General features: G+C 37.9%; 19 protein-coding genes. 15 read left to right on the plus strand and 4 right to left on the minus strand.

The window, feature by feature from the left end; genetic code table 11:
- Nucleotides 1–17 precede the first annotated feature (17 nt).
- The 8 genes from pcp to BW727_RS01595 all read left to right on the plus strand — a co-directional run bounded on the left by pcp (nucleotide 18) and on the right by BW727_RS01595 (nucleotide 6,836).
- Nucleotides 18–665, plus strand: coding sequence for a pyroglutamyl-peptidase I (pcp, locus tag BW727_RS01565; protein WP_062471019.1), 648 nt, complete (start codon nucleotides 18–20; stop codon nucleotides 663–665).
- An 86-nt stretch (nucleotides 666–751) separates the two neighbouring features.
- Nucleotides 752–1,582, plus strand: a complete 831-nt coding sequence (locus tag BW727_RS01570; protein ID WP_062471016.1) for a methyltransferase domain-containing protein — start codon at nucleotides 752–754, stop codon at nucleotides 1,580–1,582.
- A gap of 149 nt (nucleotides 1,583–1,731) precedes the next feature.
- On the plus strand, nucleotides 1,732–2,874 hold the full coding sequence (gene queG / locus BW727_RS01575; protein ID WP_149025753.1) for a tRNA epoxyqueuosine(34) reductase QueG: 1,143 nt from the start codon (nucleotides 1,732–1,734) through the stop codon (nucleotides 2,872–2,874).
- A complete protein-coding gene (gene trmL, locus BW727_RS01580; RefSeq protein ID WP_062471010.1) occupies nucleotides 2,875–3,381 on the plus strand; it encodes a tRNA (uridine(34)/cytosine(34)/5-carboxymethylaminomethyluridine(34)-2'-O)-methyltransferase TrmL in 507 nt (168 codons plus the stop codon).
- A gap of 51 nt (nucleotides 3,382–3,432) precedes the next feature.
- Nucleotides 3,433–4,335, plus strand: a complete 903-nt coding sequence (locus BW727_RS01585) for a nuclease-related domain-containing protein (protein ID WP_062471007.1) — start codon at nucleotides 3,433–3,435, stop codon at nucleotides 4,333–4,335.
- 198 nt (nucleotides 4,336–4,533) lie between these two features.
- The gene (locus tag BW727_RS01590) at nucleotides 4,534–5,994 is read left to right on the plus strand and encodes a phosphohexomutase domain-containing protein (protein WP_062471004.1); all 1,461 of its coding nucleotides are present in this window, start codon (nucleotides 4,534–4,536) and stop codon (nucleotides 5,992–5,994) included.
- 13 nt (nucleotides 5,995–6,007) lie between these two features.
- Nucleotides 6,008–6,142 (plus strand): hypothetical protein, encoded by a 135-nt coding sequence (locus BW727_RS10870; protein ID WP_335617520.1) that lies wholly within the window; start codon nucleotides 6,008–6,010, stop codon nucleotides 6,140–6,142.
- Nucleotides 6,096–6,836 carry an aldo/keto reductase gene (locus BW727_RS01595; protein WP_335617521.1) on the plus strand — a complete coding sequence of 247 codons (741 nt, stop codon included), beginning with the start codon at nucleotides 6,096–6,098 and terminating at the stop codon, nucleotides 6,834–6,836. Before BW727_RS10870 ends, BW727_RS01595 begins: the two co-directional genes overlap by 47 nt.
- Before the next feature lie 38 nt (nucleotides 6,837–6,874).
- On the opposite strand, the gene BW727_RS01600 is transcribed toward BW727_RS01595, so the two are convergent.
- A complete protein-coding gene (locus BW727_RS01600; RefSeq protein ID WP_062471000.1) occupies nucleotides 6,875–8,197 on the minus strand; it encodes a hemolysin family protein in 1,323 nt (440 codons plus the stop codon).
- 257 nt (nucleotides 8,198–8,454) lie between these two features.
- On the opposite strand from BW727_RS01600, the gene BW727_RS01605 reads away from it, so the two are divergent.
- The 5 genes from BW727_RS01605 (at nucleotide 8,455) to BW727_RS01625 (ending at nucleotide 16,128) form a co-directional block, all read left to right on the plus strand.
- Complete coding sequence (locus BW727_RS01605; protein ID WP_062470998.1) at nucleotides 8,455–10,494, plus strand: PBP1A family penicillin-binding protein; 2,040 nt, start codon at nucleotides 8,455–8,457, stop codon at nucleotides 10,492–10,494.
- Nucleotides 10,495–10,576: 82 nt separating this feature from the next.
- Nucleotides 10,577–10,936, plus strand: coding sequence for a YlbF family regulator (locus tag BW727_RS01610; RefSeq protein WP_062470995.1), 360 nt, complete (start codon nucleotides 10,577–10,579; stop codon nucleotides 10,934–10,936).
- Between the two features lie 251 nt (nucleotides 10,937–11,187).
- Nucleotides 11,188–12,426, plus strand: a complete 1,239-nt coding sequence (locus BW727_RS01615; protein WP_062470993.1) for a metallophosphoesterase family protein — start codon at nucleotides 11,188–11,190, stop codon at nucleotides 12,424–12,426.
- A complete protein-coding gene (locus BW727_RS01620) occupies nucleotides 12,416–15,136 on the plus strand; it encodes an ATP-binding protein (RefSeq protein ID WP_062470990.1) in 2,721 nt (906 codons plus the stop codon). The genes BW727_RS01615 and BW727_RS01620 overlap by 11 nt, the downstream gene beginning before the upstream one ends.
- 26 nt (nucleotides 15,137–15,162) lie before the next feature.
- A complete protein-coding gene (locus BW727_RS01625) occupies nucleotides 15,163–16,128 on the plus strand; it encodes a 3'-5' exoribonuclease YhaM family protein (RefSeq protein ID WP_062470987.1) in 966 nt (321 codons plus the stop codon).
- Nucleotides 16,129–16,169: 41 nt separating this feature from the next.
- Here BW727_RS01625 and BW727_RS01630 read toward each other — a convergent pair whose 3' ends face one another.
- The 3 genes from BW727_RS01630 to BW727_RS01640 all read right to left on the minus strand — a co-directional run bounded on the left by BW727_RS01630 (nucleotide 16,170) and on the right by BW727_RS01640 (nucleotide 18,016).
- Nucleotides 16,170–17,069, minus strand: coding sequence for a peptidylprolyl isomerase (locus BW727_RS01630; RefSeq protein WP_062470984.1), 900 nt, complete (start codon nucleotides 17,067–17,069; stop codon nucleotides 16,170–16,172).
- Between the two features lie 159 nt (nucleotides 17,070–17,228).
- Nucleotides 17,229–17,579 carry a YtxH domain-containing protein gene (locus BW727_RS01635; RefSeq protein WP_062470981.1) on the minus strand — a complete coding sequence of 117 codons (351 nt, stop codon included), beginning with the start codon at nucleotides 17,577–17,579 and terminating at the stop codon, nucleotides 17,229–17,231.
- The gene (locus BW727_RS01640) at nucleotides 17,576–18,016 is read right to left on the minus strand and encodes an HIT family protein (RefSeq protein ID WP_062470978.1); all 441 of its coding nucleotides are present in this window, start codon (nucleotides 18,014–18,016) and stop codon (nucleotides 17,576–17,578) included. The genes BW727_RS01635 and BW727_RS01640 overlap by 4 nt, the downstream gene beginning before the upstream one ends.
- Before the next feature lie 93 nt (nucleotides 18,017–18,109).
- Between BW727_RS01640 and BW727_RS01645 the strand changes: the two genes are divergently transcribed.
- Together BW727_RS01645 and BW727_RS01650 are read left to right on the plus strand one after the other, a co-directional pair.
- Nucleotides 18,110–18,847 carry an ABC transporter ATP-binding protein gene (locus tag BW727_RS01645; RefSeq protein ID WP_062470975.1) on the plus strand — a complete coding sequence of 246 codons (738 nt, stop codon included), beginning with the start codon at nucleotides 18,110–18,112 and terminating at the stop codon, nucleotides 18,845–18,847.
- Nucleotides 18,844–20,049, plus strand: a complete 1,206-nt coding sequence (locus tag BW727_RS01650; protein ID WP_062470973.1) for an ABC transporter permease — start codon at nucleotides 18,844–18,846, stop codon at nucleotides 20,047–20,049. Before BW727_RS01645 ends, BW727_RS01650 begins: the two co-directional genes overlap by 4 nt.
- Nucleotides 20,050–20,058: the final 9 nt, after the last annotated feature.

Consider the following 20,058-nt stretch of genomic DNA (forward strand, 5'->3'; position numbering starts at 1 on the left):
AAGAAAGGAAGATTTAGATGAAAATATTAGTAGCAGCTTTTGATTCTTTTGGTGGAGAAAAAATTAATCCTGCTTTAGAAGCAGTTAAATTACTAGCAGATGAAATTGCTGGAGCAGAGATTGTGAAGTTGGAAATTCCCACTGTTTTTCATAAATCAGCAGAAACTTTACGTGAAAAAGCTCTAGAGGTAAAACCAGATATGATTTTATGTGTCGGCCAAGCTGGTGGACGCTTTGCGATAACACCTGAACGTGTGGCCATCAATCAAGATGATGCGCGTATTCCAGATAATGAAGACAATCAACCCATTGATGTTTCCATTCAAGAAGATGGGGCACCTGCTTATTTTGCAACCTTACCGATTAAAGCCATGGTTGAAAAAATCAAAGCAGCGGGTGTTCCAGCTGCCGTTTCTAACTCAGCAGGGACGTTTGTATGTAATCATATTATGTACCAAGCTCTCTACTTAGCTGAAAAAGAATTAGACAATATCCAAGCAGGTTTTATCCATGTGCCTTTTATTCCTGAGCAAGTCGTTGATAAACCTGAAAAACCGGCTATGAGTTTAGAAGATATTGCCAAAGGTTTAACAGCTGCTCTTGAAGCGATGGTTGAATACCATGGTAAAGAAGATATTAAAAAAATTGGTGGAACAACCCACTAAAAAGATTAGGAAAAGACATGAGGATAATCCCATGTCTTTTTTGTTTTAATGGCTCTCTATGCTAAAATAACAAAGGAGGTTAACCCATGAAAAAAATTGATTATAGTCGCCAGTTTTTAATAGATCATTTAGCTTTATTCCAGTGTCCTATTTGCAAGGAAGATTTTTACCAAGTAGAGGGAAATGGGCTTGTTTGTTCCCAACATCATCGGTTTGATTTAGCCAAAAAAGGGACCCTTCATTTATTATTAAAGGGCGGGCAAAATGACTACGATAAGGCTATGTTATCCAGTCGCAAGTCGTTAGCAGATACCGGTTTCTTTTATCCCATTCTAGATGCTCTATCATCTGAACTCCCTAAGGAAGGGACTCTTTTGGACGTCGGTTGCGGTGAAGGCTCGCATCTGCATTATTTAACAGACAAAGGTTTAGAAGGTGTCAAAGTTGGATTCGATATATCGAAAGACGCCATTCAACTTGCTGCGGTTCATTTTTTTGAAGATGCATTTTGGTGTGTGGCGGATCTTGCCCACTCGCCATTTGCTAGTCAACAATTTGATAGCATACTAAATATTTTTTCACCTTCTCACTATCAAGAATTTGAACGTCTATTGAAAGAAGGTGGGCGTGTCTATAAGGTGGTACCAGATCCAGACTACTTAATTGAGCTCAGGGACTTACTCTATGATGAGCGTCCTTACAATAACCAACAAGTGGTGGATCGGTTTAAAGAAGTTTACCCAAATAGTAAACACAAACATATTCGTTACCAAGTTGATTTAACTGCAGAAACTTTTCATTGGCTTCTTGATATGACACCGCTGACCTGGGGTGCGACAGAAGTGGATTTAGAGCGAATAAAGAAAAGTCCTCTAGAAAAAATAACAATTGCGGTTTCCTTATTAATTTCTCATTGAAAATCTATTTACAAATTGGAGTTAAATTGCTATACTACTCCTGTCTTATATGATCTTATTCAACGTATTGATTCGCTGTGCTAGCCACCGAATCTGTACGTTTTTTTATGTTATAATTTATTTAAAAGGAGGGGTTTGCGATGGTTGAGATGACATTGAAGGAAGAAGTCATTGCGGCTTGTAAGGAAATCGGGATTGATAAAATTGGCTTTACAACAGCGGAACCTTTTGATGACTTAAAGGAATCTTTGCTAGAACAACAGTCAAATGGGCATAGTTCCGGCTTTGAACATCAAGTTTTAGATGAGCGGTTGTATCCTGAGCTTATTTTTGATCAGCCAAAGTCCATCATTTCAATCGCCTTAGCCTATCCAAGTAAACCCCTAGTAAAAGCTGAACGGGAAAAAGGCGTTCGCCGTGGTTCATTTGCTCGTGCTTCTTGGGGGATTGACTACCATACAATTCTGCGCAATCGGTTAGACCAACTTGTTGCCTTTATGTCCGAAAAAGTACCCACAGCGAGTTTTAAAGCCATGGTAGACACCGGCGAATTAATGGATACGGTTGTGGCGCAACGAGCAGGTATCGGTTTTATTGGCCGAAATGGTCTTTTGATTACGGAGGAATTTGGTTCTTATGTATATTTAGGTGAAATTATTACGGATATTGAATTCGAGCCTGACCAACCCGGTGTGTTTGGTTGTGGCGATTGTACGCGGTGTGTAACGGCTTGTCCAACTGGTGCACTCTTAGGTGATGGTCGATTGAATGCCCAAGTATGCTTGTCTTATCAAACGCAGACCAAGGGAAGTATGCCGCTGGAGTTCCGTCGTAAAATAGGAAGCGTTATTTATGGCTGTGATATTTGCCAGCAAGCCTGTCCCTATAACCGTGGCATAGATTTTCACCATCATCCTGAAATGGAACCAGTACCTGGTCGAGAAACACCCATTTTACAACCAATGCTATCCCTTTCAAATCGAGAGTTTAAAGAAACATTTGGTGTATTAGCCGGTTCTTGGCGTGGCAAAAAACCTTTGCAACGCAATGCAATTATTGCTTTGGCAAATTACCGTGACCGTACAGCTGTCCCCGAACTTCTACGGGTTATGGAAGAAGAGGTTCGACCGGTTATTAGAGGAACGGCAGCTTGGGCAATTGGCCAAATTGTTCGTGATGTTAATCCGGAATTGCTAGCATTCTTTCAGGAGAAAGTTGAAAATGAAGAAGATGACGAAGCAAGAGTTGAAATGGAAATGGCCCTTGCCAAACTTGAAGGAGATACGAAGTAGATGACCAATCACATTGTTTTATTTGAACCACAAATACCAGCTAATACGGGTAACATTGCGCGCACCTGTGCGGCAACTAATTCACCTTTACATTTAATTGAACCACTAGGATTTTCTACTGATGATAAACATTTAAAGCGAGCAGGGCTCGACTATTGGAATGATGTCCAAGTTATTTACCACCAAAATTTAGAAGCTTTTATGGCTTATCTAGGAGAAAAGAAACTGTATTTAGTTTCAAAATTTGCTGAGCAAACGTACTCGGACATTGATTATACTGTTGATGAAGATGTGTTTTTTATTTTTGGGAAGGAAACAACCGGATTGCCAGAAGAATTTATGCGCGCACACGCTGAAGACTGTATTCGAATCCCAATGGATGACACACACGTCCGGTCACTAAACCTATCAAATACCGCTTGTATGATTGTTTATGAGGCTTTGCGTCAACAAGGTTTTCCAAACTTAGAGCGTAGCCACACCTATGAAACAGATAAATTAAAATAATAACGACATAAACTCCTTTTTGCATATTTATATGTAGAAAGGAGTTTTTTTATGCGGAAAAAGAGTGAGGAATATGAAGTTTTAGCGCGTCTAAAAACGCGGATGATACTAGACTATGAGATGCAACACTATTTAGAAAATTTGGAAAAAGGTTGGCAGGGCGAAATTTATTTTGATCAACAGTTAGAAAATTTAACCTGCCAACACATTTTACTGAAGGACGTCCGGTTAAAAATGGATCAACATTATTTTCAAATCGATAGCCTCTTAATAACAGGCAAACAGGTGATTGTTTTTGAAATTAAGAATTGGGGTGGAACCTTTGATTATATTGATAATCAAATAGTAAGTCGCAAATTTAACAAACCTTATAAGAATCCTCTGGAACAATTAAGTCGTTGTACGAATAATTTACAGTATTTAATAAAAAAATGGGGATTCGATTTTGAGGTTCTGGGACGTGTTGTTTTCGTGAATCCGAGTTTCTATTTATATCAAGTTCCACCAGGGTTACCTTTTTTATTTCGTCCTGAGTTAGAGGAGTGGATAAGAGGACTAAACCAATTTAGAGGTCTGGTAGACAATAGCCAACAATCTTTAGCAGACTGGATTGTCAACCATTATCAAAGTGTACAGTTGGACCGAACGTTATTACCTGAATATAATTGGACCGGTATTCAAAAAGGATCACCTTGTAAAATTTGCCATAGTTTTTCGACTCGGATTGTTGGTTATCATCTCTTTTGTGCGGAATGTGGTTATAAAGAAAAAAATAAAGATGCAATTAAACGATTGGCTGATGATTTTAGCTATTTATTCCCAGATTTTAATTTAACAACTGATAAACTCTACCAATTTTGTGGTGAATGCTTCTCAAAAAAACAAATTCAAAGACATCTAGTGGTTTTATTTGAACAGGTAGGCAGTAAAAAAGGTGCTTATTATCGTTTATAACCACTTTCTATTAGTTAAAATTATCAAAGTGGCTATTATTCTTTTTTAATGGCCAGATTTGAACTTTTTAAAAGGTGAAAAAGGAAGTTATCCTCAGATAATGCCCACTTTTAATAAAAAGCACCTAGCATTAGCTATGAAATTACTAAATAGAAAGGTTATAATGAAAATAATACTATCTGAGGAGGAACAAAAAATATGTCAGAAAAAGAGGCACTACTTGCATTGCAAAATGGTTCAGATATTCGAGGCATTGCTATTTCAACATCAGATCAACCAGCAACTTTAACCAACGAAAGAGTCGAAAAAATTGGTCAGGCTTTCGTTAGTTGGTTAAAAGAAAAAATGCCTCATAAAGAATTGAAAATAGCGGTTGGACAAGATAGTCGTTTGTCTGGTCAAAGTTTGAAGGAAGCATTATTCGCTGGGATGGCACACGAACCCATTACGCTAATTGATTGTGGAATGGCAACGACACCAGCTATGTTCATGGCAACAATTTATGATGACTTCAAAGTGGATGGCGCTATTATGATTACAGCTAGTCATTTACCTTACCAATACAATGGTCTTAAGTTTTTTACCGCTGAAGGCGGTGCTGAGCATGAAGATATTGAGGCCATTTTAGAACGAGCAAACCAAGCTCAAGTGCAAACAGGTAAAAAAGCAAAGATTATTGAGAAAGACTTATTATCTGTTTATGCTGCCGATCTTGTAGAGAAAATTCGCAAAGGAATCGGTTCAAGCGATAAGCCACTAGCTGGTCAGCATATTGTGGTTGACGCTGGAAATGGCGCTGGTGGATTCTTTGTTGATAAAGTGTTGAATCCTTTAGGTGCCAATACAAAAGGTAGTCAATTTTTAAATCCCGATGGCACATTCCCAAATCATGAATCCAATCCGGATAATAAAGAAGCGATGCAAGCATTGGAGCAGGCAGTGTTAACTCATCAAGCAGACTTAGGGATTATATTCGATACCGATGTTGATCGCTCTGCGTTAGTGGACGCAGAAGGCCAAGCACTTAATCGTAACAATTTGATTGCGCTTATTTCGGCTATTTTGTTAAAAGAAAATCCTGGGGCCACTATTGTGACCAACTCAGCTACATCTCAGCATGTTGAGGACTTTATTGTTGGTTTGGGTGGCAAGCAAGATCGCTACTTAACCGGTTATCGGAATGTGATTAACCGTGCCATGGAACTGGATGCTACGTTAGCGATTGAAACTAGTGGGCATGCTGCACTGAAGGAAAACTACTATTTGGATGACGGTGCTTATTTAGTGGCCAAGCTCCTCATGGCAAATACAGATTTACCAGCTTTAATTAAAGATTTAAAACAACCAAAAGAAACACGGGAATACCGTTTCGTGATTAAAGAAGAGCCTATTTTGGAAAATGGTCAAGCCATTATTGATCGTTTTAAAACTTATGTCGATCAAAAAAAAAATTTATCGCGCTTAGTGGACCATTTAGAAGGTGTGCGTGCTAATTTTTCAACTGGATGGTTTATTCTTCGAATGAGTCTCCATGAGCCACTCCTAGTCTGGACAATTGAAAGTGATAAAGAAAACACTATTAGTCTACTCGTAGAAGAAATAATGCCCTTCTTTATGGAAGAAGCGACACTCGATCGTGACAATGTGATAAAAAAATAAGGAGTTCATAGCGATGATACCAACAAAGACATTAGCAAATGGATTAGAAATACCCCAGGTTGGCCTAGGTCTGTTTTTAATGACGGATGTGGATGAATCCCGTGTCTGCTATCAAACATGCCGCAGAAGTGGGTTATCGCCACTTTGACACAGCTACCGTTTATAAAAATGAACCCATTTTAGCACAAGCTTTAAAGGAAACAGGTTTAGCGCGAGAAGATTTATTTATTACTTCAAAAGTTTGGAACGATATGCAAGGATATGATAAAACCAAACAGGCATTTGAAGAAACTTTACAAAAATTGAAAACAGATTATTTAGACTTATACCTCATTCATTGGTATATGGAAGATGAAAGTGTCAAAGGTTCTTGGCAGGCTTTAGAGGAGTTATACAAAACAGGTAAAGTTAAAGCAATTGGTGTATCAAATTTTAGTATCAATCAGCTTGAGAAAATGAAGGGTTATGCGGAAATAATGCCAATGGTTGTTCAAGTTGAGACGCATCCTTATTTCCCGCAAGATGAATTGCGTAACTATTTAGTAAAAGAAAATATCCAACACGAATCTTGGGGTCCCATTGGACAAGGGAGGTCGGATCTCTTATCAGAACCGATTCTTGTAGCATTAGCTGAAAAATATGACAAGAGTCCCGCACAAATTGTTTTGAGATGGCATATTGAGCGGGGATCGGTTATCATTCCTAAATCCGTTCATCCAGGCCGAATCACGGAAAACAGTGCGCTGTTTGATTTTGAGTTGACCGCTGGAGATATGCAAGCGATTAAAGAAATAAATACCGAGACTCGGTACGGACGTGATCCTGAGAATACCGGTTATTAAAAAAGTTCAGCATCCCGATAAAGGGGTGCTGAACTTTTTTATATATCGTTTCGATTTTCTTGAATGAAAACGTCAATAGCGCCAATGGAGTTATTGTCTTTTTGGATCACTTTAAAAACCACATTTTTATAGGTGACTTCTTCGCCAACTTGAATATCGTATTTCTCGTTTAGAATCCAACCACCAATTGTATCAACGGATTCTTCTTCAAGATTCAATCCGAAGACTTCATTGACATCATCAATTAGCATGCGGCCAATAATGCGGGAATGGCCATCGCCTAAATGGATATAGTCAGGTACTTCTTCTGTTTCATATTCATCCGAAATATCTCCGACAATTTCTTCCACAATATCTTCCATCGATACAATTCCACTTGTACCACCATATTCATCAACAAGAATAGCAATCTGATGACGTTCTTTTTGCATTTTAAAGAGTAAGTCTTTAATAGCGAGTGTTTCAATCACCACAATCATCGGACGCAAATAATCATGAATGTTAAAATCCGTACTGGTATCATTTTTTACTGCTTCAACGTAGGCGCCAAATATTTCTTTGGCGTTGATAATGCCAAGAACAGTATCTTTATCCCCATCCACAACTGGGTAACGAGTATACTTATCCTTTTGAATTAATTCAGCAATATCTTCTAACGTATCATCGGCCCAAACAACCGACATATCGGTTCGTGGCACCATAATTTCACGTGCCAATCGTTCGTCAAATTCAAAAACATTTTCTACAAATTGGTATTCTTCATGGTTGATATCGCCACTTTTCAAACTGTTACTCATAATCATCCGCAATTCTTCTTCAGAAACATGTTCGTCTGATTCAGAAAAAGTTGTCAATCCCATAGCTTTAGAAATTGCCTTGGCTGTTCGGTTAAGGACAAAGACAAAAGGATACATGAGTTTGTACCAGAAGTTGAGTGGTTTGACAATTTTCATACCAATTTCTTCTGTTTTACTGATTGCCAAATGTTTAGGAATCAGCTCCGCCACAATAACGTGAATACTGGTAATAACTAAAAAAGAAAGAACAACCGATAGCGTTAAGGAGAGGGTACGTGAGATGGTTAAATTTTTGAATAGTAAATCTGACGTTCGTCTAAATGTTGATTCGCCCAACCAACCTAAACCTAAAGAAGTTGTGGTAATCCCTAATTGGATAGCAGATAAATAGCTATCTAATTTTATGGTCATTTTTTTAAGGGTTTTGGCTTTTTCATTCCCTGTTTCAATTAAGTAATCAAGGCGGGATGAACGGATACGCACGAGCACATATTCAGACATTACGAAAAATGAAGCGAGTGCTAAAATAATAAAAAATAAAATAAATCCCAACAGTGTTGTCATATGAACCTCCATTCAAAATATCCTGGTATTAAAGTCTTTGGTAAATTTTGCATCTGCTCTATTGAGAATAAAATTGTCCCAAAGACCTCACCGCCCTTTCTTAATAAAAAATTTCCCATAAAAAGACTTATCTATGATAAAATTATAAATCAAAATCCTTATTTTGCAACTAATGGTTAATCAGTCTAAAGACGGTTACGCATTTAGAGGTTTATTTGGTAAGCTGAGGTATAAGTTTTAACTAAAGGGTGATTAATGTGAATGAAAAAACAAAGTTTAAAATAAAAAAATGGCTATCGCGTCAGAAAGTTAACCTGATAAACTTTTGGCGCCGCTATCGAATTAATAAACTCCTTATTTTGTTATCCTTGATCCTTGTTTTTGTGACAAGTAGCTATCTGGTTTATTTAGCAAAAGTAGCTGATGTAGAAAATTTAAAAGCAGGATTGGAACAAACAACGGTCGTTTATGATCGGTATGGTGAAGAAGCAGGTGAGCTTTATTCTCAAAAAGGTACCTATATTAGTATAGATAATATTTCCCCTAACATCCAAGACGCGGTTGTTTCGACCGAGGATAAGCGCTTTTATAGTCACAATGGCTTTGACCCGATTGGAATTGGTCGAGCAGCGGTTGGTTATGTCATAAATCGCGGTGCTATCGTGGGTGGGGGTTCAACACTAACGCAACAACTTGCAAAAAATGCTTACTTAACTTTAGACCAGACGTTAATTCGTAAGGCTAAAGAATTATTTCTGGCTTTAGAAATCGAAACCCAATACGAAAAAGATGAAATTTTAGGGATGTATTTAAATAATGCATATTTTGGTAATGGGGTTTGGGGCGTAGAAGATGCCTCGCAGAAATACTTTGGTGAGAGTGCTGCGGATGTGAGCTTGGCTGAAGGGGCTGTTTTAGCTGCTATGTTAAAAGCTCCTAGCAACTATAACCCAATTGATGACTATCAAGCCAGTATAGAGCGGCGTGACCTCGTTTTACAACTGATGGCAGATAATGGGTACGTCGACCAGGAGACAGCCAATGCAGCTATTTCTGAAGAAATTTACTTAGTGGATAATTTTGATGGCGCAACTCAGTATAACTATCCTTATTATTTTGATGCAGTCATTGATGAAGCGATTTCCCTATACGGTCTCGAAGAAGAAGATCTTTTAAATAAGGGGTATGAAATTTATACTGGATTGGATCAAGATTACCAAGACGAAATGGATGAAACATATGAAAATGCCTATTTTGCAGATGCATACGATGGCACCCTCTTGCAAAGCGCCTCTGTTGCCATTGAACCGCAAACAGGGGACGTCTTAGCTATTATAGGAGGGCGGGGTGAATATACCTTCCGTGGTTTTAATCGTGCGACACAAATGCGAGTACCACCCGCTTCGACCATCAAACCCTTGTCTGTTTACTTACCTGCTTTAGAAAATGGTTATGAAATAGACTCTTTAATTATGGACGATGACACCCTGGTTTACGGAAGTGACGGCGACTATTCTGTTGATAATTTTAATTTCGTTAGCGAGTATACTGAAATACCTATGTATCAGGCGTTAGCAGAAAGTAAAAACACCAGTGCTGTCTACCTATTAGATAAATTAGGGATTGACAAAGGAATTAGACAGCTAGAAGAATTTGGCATTAAATTAGGCGATGCCGGTAAGACTTATGGAAATATCGCATTAGGTGCGATGGATGTTGTCTCACCCTTGCAGATGGCAAGTGCCTATTCGACTTTTGCCAATGAAGGGGTTATGGCAGAATCTCGTTTTATTACCAAAATAGTAGATGCTACGGGTGCTGTCATTGTTGACAATACAAAAGTGAAAAGCAAACGGATTACCTCTGAACAAGTAGCCAATGATATGACTAGCATGATGATGGGTACTTATGCACCAGGCGGAACCGGTTATGGTGCTGGACCTTATAGTGACATCACGATTGCCGGTAAAACCGGTACGTCAGAAACGGATAATGGTTTGGACCGAACTAAATGGATGATTGCTTACACACCGGATATTACCATAGCTACTTGGATTGGTTTTGACCATACCGATGAAGAACATAATTTAAATGAAACCGGAAGTATGTTTTACGATTTGTTTAGTGCCGAAACAACGAACCTGTTGAGCGTTAGTCCGCAAACAGCTTTCACAGTTCCAGAAATTGATTCAAATGGTGATACGGGCGGAAATGAGACCGACTGGTCAGATTCAATAGATGGACTGAAAGATGGAGTTAATAAGTTCTTCGATTGGGCTACTGATTTATTTAGATAAATACGAACATATTTTCTTTTCACTGGTCAACACTTGCTATCAATGTTAAAATAGAGTTAATAAATTGCAAAGGAATGAAATCATGAAAAACATTTACGATATTGCCTATGATTTAGAAAAAGAATTACGCCAACAACCATCTTTTGAAGAACTGAAAGAAGCGTTTGTTGCTGTACAAAAAGATCCTGAAGCAAAAGCTTTGTTTGCAGAGTTTACAGGGATGCAACAAGAAATTCAAATGATGCAAATGACTGGTCAACCTTTGGAAGAAGATTACATTGAGAACGCTCAAGAAATTGCTGGGCGTGCGAGTGAAAATGAACTAATCAAAGGAATGATGACTGCTGAGCAACAATTGAGCACAGTTATTGAAGATATCAATAAAATTATCGTACGTCCTTTACAAGAAATGTACCAAGAAAACACAGAACCTACAGAATAATCGTTAATTAAATAGCGGGCTTTGTCTTTCCTGATAAAAGTTGGTAGTAAGAAGGCCAGCTAATGAGGGAGAGGCAAGGCTTTTTCTGTTTTTTAAAAGGTAATTACCAGAATAAACTTATGAAATTGATAAAAGTGGGGATTATCTATTCATCATAACCATATTTAAAGATTTAAATTTAGCAAAGTGGTAATTAAAACCAGATAATTACCATTTTTAATTAAAAACCTGGTATTAAATGAGGTGAGAGCATGATTCGTTTCATACACGCAGCTGATTTACACTTAGATAGTCCTTTTAAAGGGTTAAAACAGTTGCATCCAGATTTATTTGAATTCATTTACCAAGCAACCTTTCAATCTTTAGCTAATATTGTCACATTAGCTATCGAGGAAAAAGTCGATTTCTTATTAATTTCAGGAGATATCTATGATGGCGACAATCAAAGTGTTAAGGCGCAGGCCTTTTTCCGTGATCAAATGCGGCGCTTAGACCAAGTCGCAATTCCAGTCTTTTTATTACATGGAAATCATGATTATATGGACCAGGATATCTCACGTTTACAACTCCCTAAAAATGTCACCCTATTTGGAGACCAACCTGAAACGCACTCCTTACATTTAGAAGACTCAGTCGCTATTACCGGATTTTCTTACCCTAAACGCTGGGTAAAAGAACGGATGATTGAAAAATATCCTTTGCGCCAACCAGTAGATTTCCATATAGGGATGTTACACGGCTTCTTAGAGGGCTCTCATTCTAAAGAAGATGTTTATGCACCATTTGCCTTAGAAGATCTCTTAAAACGAAACTATGACTATTGGGCGCTTGGGCATATTCATAAGCGGGAAGTATTGCAAACCTATCCGCCTATTGTTTATTCAGGAAATACGCAAGGGCGTAATCCTAACGAAACAGGCGAAAAAGGGGTCTACATGGTAACCTTGCAAAAAGGGATGGATGCGCGGTTACAATTTGTTAATACGGCACCTATTTTCTGGCAAGAAAAAATAGTTTCTCTTAAAAATACGAGAACCCTAGACGGTTTGTATTCGAAACTAACCCAGGTGATGGAACAAGTAAAACAAGACCAAGATCAGATGGTTCTGTTGTCCGTTGTTTTAGAAGATCGGGACGATTTACCAGACGATTTAATTGAACGGATACAAAATGGTGATTTATTAGCGGGTGTAAAACAAGATCCAACGGTTTATCTATACCGGATTGCCTTGGCTGCCCATAAAAGACGATTCATTTTTTCAGCAGATAATCAAATGCAAGAAAGCTTTATGAATAGTAAAAATGAATTAGAAAACGACGACAATTATCGACGTCTTTTACAAGATTTATTTAAACACCCTATTGTTCGAACACGGTTTAGTGATTTAGAAGCAGACCAAGAACTGAAAGAACAAATCATCCAAGCAGCTGAAGAATTATTATTAGAAGACATCGTTTTTGAAGAAGGTGAAATCGCAAGTGAAGATTGAAAAAATAGAAATATATGGGTACGGAAAATGGACACAAAAGAGCTTCTCCAACTTCCAAGAAATGCAAGTTTTTTTAGGACAAAATGAAGCCGGTAAAAGTACCTTAGCGTCCTTTATTCATACCATGTTTTTTGGTTTTCCATCACGTCGTAAAAAGGATACCAATACCTATGAACCTAAAAAAGGAGAGCGCTATGGTGGCCGGTTGACTTTAAGTGGCACACGATATGGAAAAGTCACCATTGAAAGGATTAAGAATCGCGACCGCGACCGGGCGACGCTCACGCATGAGAATGGGAGTCAGGAAGTCGTTGAAAATTTGTCACGTTACCTTTTGGGGGTTGACCGATCAACTTATGATGACTTATACACCTTCCAGATTGATCGTCTGTTAAATTTACGTGATGTCAAAAAAGAAGAGTTAAACCGTTATTTGTTAGGAGTAGGAACAAGTGGGAGTGAACTTCTCTTAAATGTAGCAGATAGTTATCAAAAAGACGCTTTAAAGTCGTTTAAACCAAGTGGTAGAAGGCCCGAACTGAATCAGAAACTGATTCAAGCAGAAGAACTATGGGCGAAATTACAGGTTGCTAAGCAAAAAAATGATAATTACCAAACCTTCCTTTTACAAGCTGCGAAGATAAAAGAAAAATTGGAAATGAACCAAGATAGCTTAACTCATTTAGAAGAGGAAAATCGCTCTTTAAGCGAAGCTATTCGCTTAAATGATTATTACCAAGAGTGGCTTCAACTCAATAAAATTATTGAAGCAGTAGATACTAGTTTTCTACCGGCAGATGCAGCGAAACGGTGGGAAAGATTACAAACACAAATGAGTGATGACTTCAAAAAAATGTCGGCTCTGAATGCCTATTTACAAGAGGAAAAGAAGCATTATGCCTCTTTTGAGCATCTGGAATGGTACCAAACCCATCAACCAGAATGGCAGTCTCTAAAAAACGAAGTCAATAAAGTTTCGAATCTATTTACAAAAGAGTATGCACTGACCAATCAGTTGCATCAAGAAGAAGCAGATCTTGTGGCTTATAAACGGCAACACGGTCTAGGTGATGAGATAAGCATATTAGACGCTGACCAAGAAGCAGAAATCAAACAGTTATTAGAAGAAGAAGAGCACTTACAAGCAGATATAAATCTGGTCAGCCAAGGCATTGCTCAATCAGACGCCGAGTTAGAGACCCTAGAAAAACGTATAAAAGAAGTTGAAGGCAATCAAGAAAATGGAAAAAACAGACCACAAGAAACTAAAAAAATACGGAAGCAACCCATCCTGTGGGGACTTGCTTTACTTGCACTTCTAGTAGCCTTTATGTATCCCGATCTACGAATTTATACCATTGCAGTAGCAGTCTTTATGATTGTTTTATCGGTACTCCCTGTTAAAGAAAAAACGCCGACCGAAGCATATATTGCGCAAGAAACTTTAGCGAGTCGTTTGCGTGATTTGAAAGAAGATGAAGAAGCAGCACAAGAACGCCTCTTGCACTATTTGAACGATCAAGAGCGCTTAGAAATGGAACAGAGTCAAGTACGCCAGTCACAAAAAAGTTGGTTAGAGGCTGCTCACTATCCCAGTGACTTTTCCTTGCGTCGCATATTAGAAGAAAATCCAGCAGCTCATTTAGACAGGCTAGAAAGAAAATTAACGCAAACTGTTACGCAATTAGAAGAAACAGAACTGGCTATTGTTGATTGGTATACCCGTACTGCTTTTATTCGGAAACATTTTCAACTTGAGTATTTGGATTCAAAAGCTTTTTTTGAGCGGTTTGCTGATTTATATGGACGATTGGAAATTGAAGGGACCAAGGCGAAAAATAGTGCTGAAAAAATTTCTGATTTAAAAGCAGAGCAACAAGAGATTCAAAAGCAGTTAGATGCCAACCACGAGAAACGCAATGAACTCTTAGAAAACGCTCATGTTTCCAATGAAGCAGAATTTTACCAGCTGATTCAAGCAAAGGAAGATCAGGTTAAACAAAAACAACGCCGTGATTTCTTAGCTGAACAATTAGAAGGGAAGGAAGCCTTACTAGCTCGCTACCCGGATAAAAAAAGAGCCATAAATAAACTCGAAACCAATAAAGAAAAATTACTAGCCCTACAAACTAAGCGGACCCAGATGCAAGAAGAAGAAGTCAGCTTACGCCATGAAATACTGGTTTTAGAAGAAGGTGGCACTTACAGCAGTTTGCTACAAGAATATGCTATTTTAGAAACGGAACTTCGTGAAATGATTATTGACTGGGGTAAAAAAATGGTAGCGGCTGAGTGGTTAGAAAATACACTTCGACATGGTAAAGAAAATCGTTTGCCGATGATTTTAGAAGATATGAACGATTACTTTTCAAGATTAACGCAAGCAGCTTATAAACAAATTATTTTTCAAAAATCAGGTTTGAAAATTCGTCATCAAGATAATACGGTTTACGAACCTTTCGAGTTATCACAAGGGACCATTGAGCAACTCTATATAGCCATGCGGTTTGCTTTTATTAAAAACACTGCAGATATTGCGAATCTTCCTATTTTAATTGATGATGGATTTGTCAATTTTGACCAAGAACGGAAAAATACGGTTTATCAATTGCTAAATGAGTTGAGTGAAACGGTTCAAGTATTCTTTTTTACTTTTGATCAAAGGATTCGCGAAAAGTTTTCTGAAGATGAAATCAGTATGCTAAACTAATGGAAATGAAAGAGGGGTCGAACAGGATGACAAAGAAAATATATGAACATGAAGTAGATGAACCCGTAGATATTTTTATGTTAATAAAAGGTGCCGATGTTAGAAAAGCTAAAAATAACAAGCCCTATATTGCTTTTACTTTTCAAGATAAAAGTGGGCAAATAGATGGAAAGTTTTGGGACGCCAAGGAAGATGAAATTGAACGTTTTCAAGCGGGGACGGTTGTTAAAGTCACAGGAAAACGCGAAGTTTATCAAAATAACCCACAGTTACGGATCACAAAGCTAAGACCGATTCAAGCGGGTGAACCCTATACACCGGATATGTTTATGGAACGTGCCCCTTTGCGGGCGGAGGAGATGGTAGACGAAATCAATGAGACCTTATTTGAAATTACTAACGCGCCGATTAACCGGATTGTTCGTCATATTTTAAATAAGTATCATAAAGATTTCTTTGAGTTTCCAGCCGCTAAGCGTCATCATCACGCTTTTCCAGGGGGTCTTGGCTTCCACACGATTTCCATGCTTCGCTTAGCTAAAACAATCGTCCGTGACTATCCAGGAATTGACCCATCACTTCTTTACGGTGGTGTTATCCTTCACGATATAGGTAAAACCATTGAACTCACTGGCAGTATGGCAACAGAATATACCTTGAAAGGTAATTTGATTGGTCATATTGTCTTAATGGATGAAGAAATTACAAAAGCATGCGAAACCTTGAAAATAAATGAAGATAACGAATCGGTAATTTTGCTGAAGCATGTTGTGCTTGCTCATCACGGCAAGCTTGAATTTGGATCGCCTGTACTGGCTCATGTCATGGAAGCAGAAATTATTCATCACTTAGATATGTTGGATGCTTCAATCAACATGATTGACACAGCTTTACAACGCACAGAAGAAGGAACCTTCAGTGAACGTATTTTCGGTTTAGGGAACCGTACTTTTTACAAACCTAAAGGCCAAACGAAACCGCAAGAAGATTAAAAAAACACATGGGAATCATTCCCATGTGTTTTTTTGAAAAATTATTCAGCTGATTCAGCTTCTGGTTCCGCAACTTCTTCAGCAGGTTTATAAGCGTCTAGTGCACCTTTTAAATCGTCATCTTTAATTTTAACATCAGCTTCTGCAACAAGTTCAACTAAAACTTCTTGAAGGTAATTAAAGTCAGCTAGTTTTTCTGCCATCATCTTTTCTTTGACAGCTTCGGCATCGAATTCTTCTTTTTCATCTGTTCCGGTTCGTTTAATAATATGGAAACCATATTGTGATTGAACGGGTTCTTTTGTATATTCATCTTTGTCGAGTTCATAAACGGCTGCTTCAAATTCAGGAACCATTTCACCAGGACCAAATGATCCAAGTGCGCCGCCTTCAGCCGCAGATCCATCTGAAGAATGTTCTTTTGCTAGTTCAGCAAAATCCGCACCTTCGTCTAATTGTTTAATTAAATCTTTAGCAAGTTTTTCGTCATCAACTAAAATATGTGAGGCTTGAATTTTTGGCTCTTCATTCTCATAATAAGCTTGTAATTCTTCATCGGTAAATTCAGTACGATTTTCGACCACGTCGACTAAAAGATTATTCATATAGACTTGATCAATATAGTCTTGAACACTAGAAAAACCGGATTGGGAAAGGACATACATAAATTGATCTTCGCCACCATACTCAGCCATGGTTGCACGCGCTTCAGCGTCCGCCTCAGCGTAGTAGTCATTGTCGCCAACTTCTGCTTCTAATAAATCGATGATCAACAAACGTTGTAGTGTTTCTTCACCAATATAATCTTTCATGGTTCCATAAAGCTCTTCTTGAGTAATGTCTCCACCTGGAGCAGTTGCAACTGCTTCGCTCTCATCTGAACAACCAGCTAAAGTCGCTGCTGTTGCAAGTGTAAGGGCTGATAAAACGATTTTATTCATAAAAATTAACACATCCATTTCTATTAAAATAACTTTTTTAACTATATCATAAATAGCTTTTAAATGGGAAGTTTTCGAAGTTTTTACTTGAAAACTTCACTGAAATTTCATAAATAAAAAATGGACTGAGACTTCTGTCTTAGCCCATTTCTTTTCAACTTATTCTGATTTAAGTGCAGCTGTTTCGTTTTCTACCGTTTCAACTAAATCGGTCACTTGTTCCGCAACACGACGGAAGCGAGGTTCATTTTTTTCAGTAAAATCTTGTACCGAAGCAGTGATTTCTTGAGATGCCGTATTCACGACTCCCATACCTTCATCAGCTAAGTGCATGAGCGCGCCTCTTAACTGATTTAAATCATTACTTAATTCTTCAAATGACTCTGTGTTTACTTCGATATATGCTTTTAGTTTCTTTCTATTTTCCATACCACTGCGTGGGGTATTTAAAAGTGCCATCAATCCGCCAACAACTGCTCCAAACATTAAACCTTGCGAAAAGTCTTTCATTTTATTTCCTCCATTTCATTTTTTATTGCTTGAGTAATTTGTTCAAAATCTTCAGGTGAATAGGCATCATTGTGTGTTTCCCATTTTAAACCAAACCCATCTATCTGTGTATCTTCATAACGTGGAATAAGGTGGAAATGCGAATGAAAAACACTTTGCCCGGCAAAAGAGCCGTTATTATTTAAGATATTCATACCTATTATATCAGAATCATGCTCTTTAACAGCACGCGCAATAGCAGGTATTTTTGAAAAAACAGTAGCAGCTAATTCTTGATCATATTCGAATATATCAGCAACGTGTTTTTTAGGAATAACTAACGTATGTCCTTTAGAAACTTGAGAGATATCGAGATAAGCCAATACGTGGTCATCTTCGTAAACCGTGTAGTTTGGAATTTCGTGGTTGACTATTTTACAAAAAATACAATCTGTCATGAAGCATCCCTCTTTCTTCGATTTATATTTACTTTACCATACTAAAATCGCCTGTGCTATAATGAACTCACTAAAACGGAGAGGAAACGTAAAATGACACTTAAAATTACAAACCTAACAGGCGGTTATTCCGCCATACCCGTTCTTGAACAGGTTTCCTTCACTGTCAAACCTGGTGAGCTAACAGGCTTAATTGGACTGAATGGAGCAGGTAAAAGTACGACTATTAAACACATTATTGGTCTGATGCAACCATTCTCTGGAGAGATTCAAATCGAAAGCCAAACCTTAAAGGAAAATCCGGAAGCCTATCGCCGTTCGTTTGCCTTTGTTCCCGAGACGCCTGTTCTATATGAAGAGCTAACTTTAAGAGAACACATCGAAATCACCGCTATGGCTTATGAATTACCAAAAGAAGAGGCGATGACGGCGGCGCTTCGCTTCGTAAAAGCTTTTCGCTTAGAAGATAAAATGGAGTGGTTTCCCGCTTATTTTTCAAAAGGAATGAAACAAAAAGTGATGTTAGTTTGTGCATTTATGATTGATGCACCCGTATATATTATCGACGAGCCTTTTTTAGGGCTGGATCCGTTAGCGATTCGCACGTTTCAAGAAATTGTCAAAGAAAAGAAAGCACAAGGAGCCGCTATTTTAATGTCAACTCATGTTCTAAGTGCTGCTGAACGCGATTGCGATAATTTCGTAGTGCTACACAAGGGCCAAGTTAACGTGACTGGAACATTAAGAGACTTGCAAGCGGCTCTTGAAATGCCGGGAGCTAGCTTAGATGAATTATACTTACAGCTGACTGAGGCAGGGATGCCTTTATGACATTAGAAGCTATACTGGCACGTCGCCGAAAGGAACATTTTAAGAAGCTGAGTAAGTATTTGAAATATGTCCTTAATGATCATTTTGTATTGATTTTAGTTTTCTTACTAGGTGCTTTAGCCTATCAGTACTCTGAATTTATTAAAGGATTAACAGGAGACTTTTATCTCGGTAAAATAATCGTAGCCCTTTTTTTACCAGCCATTGTTTTTATGGGGAAACTTGCAACTTCAGCAACAGCCGCAGATCCTGTCTTTTTAGCGATTAACGAGAAAGAATGGCAAGCCTCTATTGCTGCTAGTAAAAAGCGAAGTTTATTAATCCCAGCGTCCACACTTTTTTTATTAACAGCTGCTGCGATGCCGATTCTTTTCGTAGGAAAACCCTTATCCTTAAGTGTTTTTTTAACCCTTTTTTCAATTGGCATGGTTTTAAAGTGGTTTGATTTAAAGTTACAAGAAGTTAATTTACGATTTGGCAATCAAAAACAAGTACGAAGTTTTAAGAAAGGTCTCTATTTGTTTGGTGTTCTTGTTTATTTAGTTGCTTTCTTTATTAATCCTTTCCTTGGGCTTTTGTTAGTGGCTTTAGGCCTTATCGGGAGTCAATATAAAATTAAAGAAATGCAACAGGCCTTAATTGATTGGGAGTTAACGGTTAAAACGGAAGAAAATCGTAATGCTAAGATTAATCGCTTGTTGAATCTTTTTATCGATGCTCCAAGTGCAAAAGACCACGCTAAAAGACGTAAATATTTAGATGGCCTTGTAAGACGTTTGTCCGGAGATAATCAGGCCTTTCAATATTTATTTGCACGGCTTTTTATGCGCGGCAATGACTATTTTCCGCTCTTTTTAAGATTGACTGGAATCGGTTTTTTTGTTTTAGTTTTAACTAAACTGCCAGTTATCAGTATATTTTTAAGTTTATTAATTCTTTATTTAACAGGCTTCCAAATCTTACCTTTATACAGTCAATTAAGCGAGAACGCCATGGTTAATCTGTATCCCCAAGATCAAAGTCAAAAATTAGCGAGTTTTTCAAGAGTAATGCGATCACTATTATTGGTAGAAGGATTTATTTTTTCACTAGCTAGTTTTATTAGTTTAGGGCTTGAATTAGGCATCTTCAGCTTGTTGTTGAATGGTATCTTTGCAATTTTATTTGCAGGAATATATACAAAAAAACGTCTTAGAAAATGAGTGTTTGAA

This window comes from Jeotgalibaca dankookensis, assembly GCF_002005405.1.
Classification (GTDB): Bacteria; Bacillota; Bacilli; order Lactobacillales; family Aerococcaceae; genus Jeotgalibaca; species Jeotgalibaca dankookensis.